The organism is Candidatus Poribacteria bacterium (assembly GCA_021295755.1).
In the GTDB taxonomy this organism is placed as follows: domain Bacteria; phylum Poribacteria; class WGA-4E; order WGA-4E; family PCPOR2b; genus PCPOR2b.
In genome coordinates, this window is record JAGWBT010000180.1 from 1 (window position 1) to 6,883 (window position 6,883).

A 6,883-nucleotide genomic window follows, 5' to 3' on the forward strand; every position below is an offset into this window, starting at 1 on the left:
ATAGTCCCCACGCCCCTGTCTCATGCCTGTCCATAAAGCTCGAAACGGTAATTTCCGGTGCAAGTGCTTCGATAACCCTTTCGCTGCCACACCCTCCGCGCTGCTGACCGTGCCCGCCCGAATCTTCGACGATGCGATACCTTTTCGTCAGCCAAGGATAGCGTGTCTCGAAGACTTCGACCGGGGTATTCCGGCAATTTCCGTTGATTGGGCACTGTGTGTGATTGCCGTCGCCGGTTGCCTTGCCACCCCAGCCGCAGCCGTCGATGTGGTAGTTTGCGTAATACTGACCTGTATTTGGGTGTATCCCTCCGAAAAGGAAATTGCATGAACTGGCACCGGTCGCTGCAGCGACGCGCTCCGGCACAGCACCTGATAGGCAGCCGAACAGGACATCGACGATCCGCTCGTGGATCTCGGAATTGCCGCCGCCACTGGGACCTGGGTGTTACACATTTACTACGGAGCCCGGCGCAGCCTGAATTACGAGGGATGGTCTGGTCGGTAATGTTGAGCATTGCATTAAAAGTCGCAGACGCCGTCACACCGTACGTGCAGTTACAGGGACCACGCGCTTGGGGGCTTGAGCCGGTGTAATCAAAGAGGATGTTTTCATCTTCCACAATGACTGTACAGTTGATTCGATATTGCTTGTCAGGAACGACTCCATCATTTTCGATCCAGTCATCGAATTGGTACTCGCCGTTGGGGATGTCTCGGATTTCTGCCCGCATCCGTGTCTCCGAGTAGTCCATGAGCTGCTTCCCTGCGGTGAGAATTTCATCGAACCCGTAGCGGTCAAGCAGTTGATGGAGTCGCCGTTCCGCTACGTTGAGGGATCCGAGCATCGCGTGGAAATCGCCCCAAGAGGTGCGCGGTGTCCGGTGGTTTTCGAGGATAATTTTCCAGATGTCCTCAACGGGCTCACCTTCTCGAATAATCTTGACCGGCGGCAATCGGAGCCCTTCTTGGTACACCTCTTTGGCATCTGCCGCAAAACCGCCGACCGCTTTCCCACCAATCTCCGTGACGTGGGCGATGTTGCCGATGAACCCGTATAATTCGCCATCGTGGTAGACCGCTTGGATCACTGTATGTTCCGGCATGTGGCAGCCGCCGCGGTAGGGATCATTGTGGTTCTCTATACCGATTTCGGCGATCGTCCACTGCATGGTGTAGAGGATCGCACCGATCTGGGCGGGACAAAACTCTGCATAACCCACCATCTCGCCGTCACGATCGAAGATAACACAGGAGAAATCCAGCCCTTCGTTAAAGATGGAGGAGTATGAAGTCTTCATCATTGCCAATCCCATCTCGCGACAGGTGTTGACAAGGTAGTTATTGATGATGGTGAGTGTGACGCTGTCGATTGATTTTTCTGTTTTCATTTGTTTCCTTAATCAGAAGGTAGAAGGCATTTGTCCTTAATTCGTCAATTCAAACCGACGCTAAAATCAGAACAAGCAACAGCCGGGATTATAATTCCGAGAAAAGGAGACACCAAATGTTATCGGCATTATATCTCCATTGTCTAACGTAAAGAACGGTCTATCCAGTCGTAATTCAATGTTCAAGCGGCTCTGAGTAAGGCGCAGCACCTCTATTCCGACGACACCGTAGATGCCCAAACCGGTATCGTCTGCGGAATCAGTATAGTCGTAGGACCTAGACTCCCACTCATCACCGATCCAGTACTTTTTGTACTTTACGTTGCTTGTTGCTTGTGTGTCGTAGCTGACTGCGACTATGGCGAGTCCACCGCCCACATAGGGCGAGATATTTCGTTTGTTGAAGAAGTAGCGTCCACCGATTGACCAAGCGAAGAAGGAAAAACTGTCACCTTTACTATCCTGAATCTCAGTTGTTGCGGTTTCGTCAAACACGTTGCGTCCACTAACCCGAAACTCACTCCCCACAGCATAGGAGGGTGTCTCATACGACCAACCGAATCCATAGCCTGCTTCGGCGGTTATATCCGTACCGGGGATGAAGGTGCCGAAAATTCCTATATTCCAAAGGGACTCCCCCGATATCTTGCGGAGTTCGCGAGCCTCCTGTTCGGTAACGCTCTCCATATCAACCGTGGCATCAATCGGTTTGTCGTGGACAAGTGCATCAACCAGTCTCGGTGCTGCTGGGATCATCTCCTCGATATTTGCCAAGGTCATCTGCTGCTCAGTGATAATCGTTCCGACGGGGTTTTCGTGACTCAAGCGCACGATAATCTTCTCACCTAGACGGCGCAAAACAACGTGATAGGCATTCGCTGAGGCGGGTGCCTCGTAAACGGGATCGCTGACCGATATACCCTGCTTGCGCAGCGCATCACAGACCAACAGTGCCGCGGTCTGTACATCAGATTCGGGGATGCCGGGATGGTCTCCAAGCAGACAGACGGCAGGGGTATCAGCTTGTGCAACAGCGGGGGCAACAGGTAAAACGAGCAAAGCAAAACCTAACAGATAACTCCAAATCCTTTTCATGCTCCTTCAATCCTTTCTTATCAAGTCGGAAGTAGCTACTCGGGTTATTTACCTGCCAGAAGTGTCAATCCGATGCGGTTTTATTGCTTTCCGAAGACGATGGTTGTACCATCATCGCTGTTTAGTGTGAGAGCACTCCATGTGCTAGACCATGTACCGGTTGAATCTTTGAAAAAATCAGTTCCTTCAAATTTGAGTTCGTAGATGGAGTCAGTTAGGGTGTAAGTGCCCCTTGCTCTATTTGAAATCGTTATTACTTTATCGCCTTTGGGTTCAAGTTCAAAGACGACATCTGCTTCCAACGTTCCATCGTTATAAAATGTCCAGTCGTTGGTAATGATGGAGATATTTGCTCCATCTTCCCCAAGAAACTGTGCCCAATTCTGACCATCAACGGTTTCGAGTGCCCATGTGCCGACCCAGTCATTATCATCTTCTTCATAACCAAAACTCCCTCCACCTCCACCTCCACCTTCATTACAACCGATGATTCCGATAATGAGAACTGCACACAAGCTAACTAACCACAAAAATGAACGGGGGATTACTTGTCCATACATTTTTATCTGTTCTCCTTTCAGGTTAGAATAAACTTTACATTTTTGAGAAAAGTGCAGTGGAAGAACAGGCAACAAACACCTGTTTTTCTTTTTATCAATCTTTCGTTACTTGTAGGGTATATCAAATGACCCCATAAGTAAGACTTCAGGTTCCTAATCCGCAGAAAAATGATACCAAGATAAGGCTGATTTTCATGAATAGCTAACGTCCCAAAATCCGCATCATGAGTCAACACCTAGCGATTGTCATGATACGCAATTTCAAGCAACTCGTCATCACTTTTGCCATGCCATTTTTGTTCCTTCGTGTCCAACACGTCAAGACCGTGATTTCTGAGAAAAGCCACAACCTTTGGAGAGACATTCTCGTCGGTGAGGACTCGTAGCTGGTGAAATTTCATGGGACTGGCTCCAGCTCTAGGTATACCTCATTCTTGTAGCAACGAGCCGCATATCTGAGGCAAGCGTGAATCTCCTCTTTGGTTAAATGTGGATAGTCTTTGAGAATATCTTCTTCACTCACATCGGAAGCAAGCAAGTCAAGGATGAACTCCACGGATATGCGAGTTCCTTTGATGATTGGTTTTCCTCCGAGTATCCTCGGGTTTACAACAATTTCTGCCATTTTTAGTCTCCCTCTGTCCTTATTTAAGGTAAAACAGATCAACACCTTTACGGTTAAAATGAGCTATCGTGCCATTCATGACATATCTTGAGAAACCGACGATGAATTGCCCGACGACGTTCATGGCGGCCAGAATACTACAAAATCGGGCTGTAAGTCAACGCTTTTTAGTACTTGGCTACGACTATTTATAGTGAATTCTAAAAATAAATAAACACTTTCACCCACCGGTAGGTGCGGTTAGAAACAGCACCTACCAAACGATAGAATGGTAGTTTCGTTTTCCTAACCACACCGGTTTGGAGTGTCCCATTAATTCTAAGGTCCACTATAGTTTTCGGTTTTTCTTCTCTGATTGTATGCCTGCCTTCGCGAGACACTTTTGTTTTCTCTGGACATTTCAAGTAAAGGAGATAGTGGTGCACCTGCTCAGGTTGCCATGCGAATTGAATAAATTGTTCCTACTGCCTTCATACTCACATGATTGTTGTCAAATGTAGAGGCAGTCATTAGGGAACATTTCTGACAGTCCAGCTCCCATGTTACTGGGACTGCTGTCGCGCTGTCCTGTCCACTGTTGTCTGTGGCAGAAACAGTGATCGTTGCCTTTCCCACTGCATTTCCAGTTATTGTTTCAATGGATGGCTGGCTGTTGTCCTCTTCAGAGGCACCGCAACCAACGAAGAAAAGGGAGGTAAATAACAGGATTGATAAGGTTGCGCCAAAGATTTGTATCCAGAGTGGGTCGAATTTCATTTAGATCTCCAAATGATTTTTTTTGATCACAATCAGAAACCGAGTTTTTCTAAAAAACTCGGTTTCTCAGAAAAGATGGCAGAAGATATGTATCCCCTAATTCGACGATTCAAGCTAACTTTAAAATCAGAACAAGCAACCACCGGGAACGTAATTCCGAGAAAAGGAAACCCCAAATGTAATTGGAAATGAATCTTGGCGCGGCAGCCTAAAGAACGGTCTATCCACCCTCAATTCAAACTTCAAGTAAAGGTGTTAACCCGATTAGGTTTTATTGCTTTTTGAAGACAATGGTCGAACCATCATCGCTGTTTAGTGTGAGAGTATTCCCTTCTCTAGACCATGTGCCGGTGTCTTCGTCTGCACCTCCAAAAAAAGTAGATGCTTCTCCTTCCGTTGTGATTGTGAGTGTATAGTTGGAGCCAGATAGAGAGTAAGTACCCATTATTTTAACTGAACTCTGTACTGAAAATTCGGTGCCTCCCTCTTTCGCTTCAAGCTTTACAGCGAATTCCCCTTCCATTGTTTCATCACTATCAAATGTCCAGTTGTTAGTAACAATAGAAGGATTTATGCTTTCTTCTCCAAAATCTTCCGCAAAAGTTTGGTCTAAACTCTGACCATCAATGGTTTCGATGCTCCATGTACCAACCCAATCATTATCGTCATCATCACCACCACAGCCAATAATTCCGATAATAAGCACTGCATAAAGGGTAACTACCCACGAAAACGAACGGGGGATTGCTTGTCCAAACATTTTTTCTCCTTTTAAGTTAGAATAAGCTTTAGATTTTTGATCGAGATATGAAAGGAAAACAGACAACAAACGCCTATCTTCCTTTCTGTCTTATTAAACCGATGTCCAGATAGGGCGGCGGGCAGGCTGCCCCGCCTACAGATGGCTCTTTCAAGAATATTAACTCCTTTCCTACTTCAAGATGAGCATTTTCCGCGTGGCGGAATAGTCTCCGGCGGATAGATGATAGAAATACACACCGCTCCCTACCTGCTCACCGATTTCGTTCCGACCATCCCAGTAGATGGCTTTCGATCGGGTCTCATAGGATGCTGCAGCTTGATGCCCAACATCAAGTGTACGGACAATCTGACCGCTTTGGTCATAGATGGTCAACGCCACGGAAGCGTCCTCCGCCAACCGATAGGGTATCCACGTCTCTGGGTTGAACGGATTGGGATAGTTGGGCAGTAGGACAGTCTCCTGCGGGATTAACGCTGCGTGGAGTTGTTCCAGCACCGCGATGCCGTTCAGATGGGCAGAATCTGTCAGCGCCAACTGCTGTGCTTGGTTGAGCCACTGACGCAGGTCTGCGGCGGTGAGCAATTCCAATGCCTGCGGATATAGGGAGGGTGCAGCTGCGTCCCCGCCAAACTCGCTGGCAACAAGGACGAGGTCAACGATATCGACAAGACCATCTCCGTTGAGATCTGCACTGTTTTGCCCCCTTTGACCGAAACGCGCGCCAACGATTGTCAAATCTAGGATATCCACCACGCCATCGCGGTTGATATCCCCCACAGTTTCTTCTGCCGGTTCTGGGTAGTGGCTTCCCAACGCGTTCCATCTGAATCGACAAGGTAGACTTGGGATAAGGTCAACGTGGATGGCTTAAAGTCATCAACCTTGAACGTGAGGGTGGCAAGTGTTCCGTCACCATTACTCGCCTCGGCGAGTGTGTTTGCGGCAAGTATTACCTTCACAGAGAATATTGGTTCCCCAAGGGACGTATCGCCTAGCCAGTCGTAAGTGATAATCGGGTCCGCAAAAAATACGTCCGCTTGTAGATAGTCGCCGTTGGTACTCTTCATATGCTCGAGGGCAAAGTCATCAAACGACACCGTCACTTGATAGCCTATGACGTTTTCTCCACCTGTGATATTGAGGCTGAATGTCAACTCCTCTCCGATGTCAGAGGATACGACCAACACGGGCGAAATACTCACCGTGGCATTTGATTTTTGTATCGCAGTGACAGGAATTTCTGCGGTGAATCCCTGATCGTAACCTGCGATTGCGCCTGCGCCCACGGTATCGGAGACGGTAATTATTACCGTATAAGCAGTTTTGGTTTCATAGTCGAGCGCAGCCTTGGTTTGCAACTGTCCGGTACTGCTATTAATACCAAACGATGCGGCATCGGTGCCACCGATCGTGTAAGTCAAGGTGTCGTTGTCCGCGTCCGTTGCTGCGACGGGAGTGCCGATGTTTGTATTGGCTGCGGTGTTCTCAGCGATTGTGCGGGTGGTGCTTACCCCCTAAGTGAATGTCGGTGCGGTATTTGTTGTTGAGGGTGCTGTGCTACCAGCAATCTCTTCTATTTCCCATGAACCGCTGGCGAGCTTATTAGCAACCAAGGTTTGACATACTCCCAAACCTAAAGGATTGGGATTCTCCCCCGTTCCTTTAAGAATTAGAATTGCGCTATCAACAAGGA

General features: G+C 48.0%; 8 protein-coding genes and 1 pseudogene. All 9 read right to left on the reverse strand.

Annotated elements, in window-relative coordinates:
• Positions 1-20 precede the first annotated feature (20 nt).
• The 9 genes and pseudogenes from J4G02_20715 to J4G02_20755 all read right to left on the reverse strand — a co-directional run bounded on the left by J4G02_20715 (position 21) and on the right by J4G02_20755 (position 6,686).
• Positions 21-1,391, reverse strand: coding sequence for a hydantoinase B/oxoprolinase family protein (locus tag J4G02_20715; GenBank protein ID MCE2396949.1), 1,371 nt, complete (start codon positions 1,389-1,391; stop codon positions 21-23).
• A gap of 66 nt (positions 1,392-1,457) precedes the next feature.
• Complete coding sequence (locus J4G02_20720; protein ID MCE2396950.1) at positions 1,458-2,486, reverse strand: hypothetical protein; 1,029 nt, start codon at positions 2,484-2,486, stop codon at positions 1,458-1,460.
• An 80-nt stretch (positions 2,487-2,566) separates the two neighbouring features.
• Positions 2,567-3,046, reverse strand: coding sequence for a hypothetical protein (locus tag J4G02_20725; protein MCE2396951.1), 480 nt, complete (start codon positions 3,044-3,046; stop codon positions 2,567-2,569).
• Between the two features lie 236 nt (positions 3,047-3,282).
• On the reverse strand, positions 3,283-3,447 hold the full coding sequence (locus J4G02_20730) for a DUF5615 family PIN-like protein (GenBank protein MCE2396952.1): 165 nt from the start codon (positions 3,445-3,447) through the stop codon (positions 3,283-3,285).
• Positions 3,444-3,671 (reverse strand): DUF433 domain-containing protein, encoded by a 228-nt coding sequence (locus J4G02_20735; GenBank protein ID MCE2396953.1) that lies wholly within the window; start codon positions 3,669-3,671, stop codon positions 3,444-3,446. Before J4G02_20735 ends, J4G02_20730 begins: the two co-directional genes overlap by 4 nt.
• A 429-nt stretch (positions 3,672-4,100) precedes the next feature.
• Positions 4,101-4,427, reverse strand: coding sequence for a hypothetical protein (locus J4G02_20740; GenBank protein ID MCE2396954.1), 327 nt, complete (start codon positions 4,425-4,427; stop codon positions 4,101-4,103).
• Between the two features lie 271 nt (positions 4,428-4,698).
• Positions 4,699-5,187 (reverse strand): hypothetical protein, encoded by a 489-nt coding sequence (locus J4G02_20745; protein MCE2396955.1) that lies wholly within the window; start codon positions 5,185-5,187, stop codon positions 4,699-4,701.
• Positions 5,188-5,358: 171 nt separating this feature from the next.
• On the reverse strand, positions 5,359-6,054 hold the full coding sequence (locus J4G02_20750) for a T9SS type A sorting domain-containing protein (GenBank protein ID MCE2396956.1): 696 nt from the start codon (positions 6,052-6,054) through the stop codon (positions 5,359-5,361).
• Positions 6,055-6,473: 419 nt separating this feature from the next.
• Positions 6,474-6,686: pseudogene (locus J4G02_20755) on the reverse strand (cadherin repeat domain-containing protein).
• Positions 6,687-6,883: the final 197 nt, after the last annotated feature.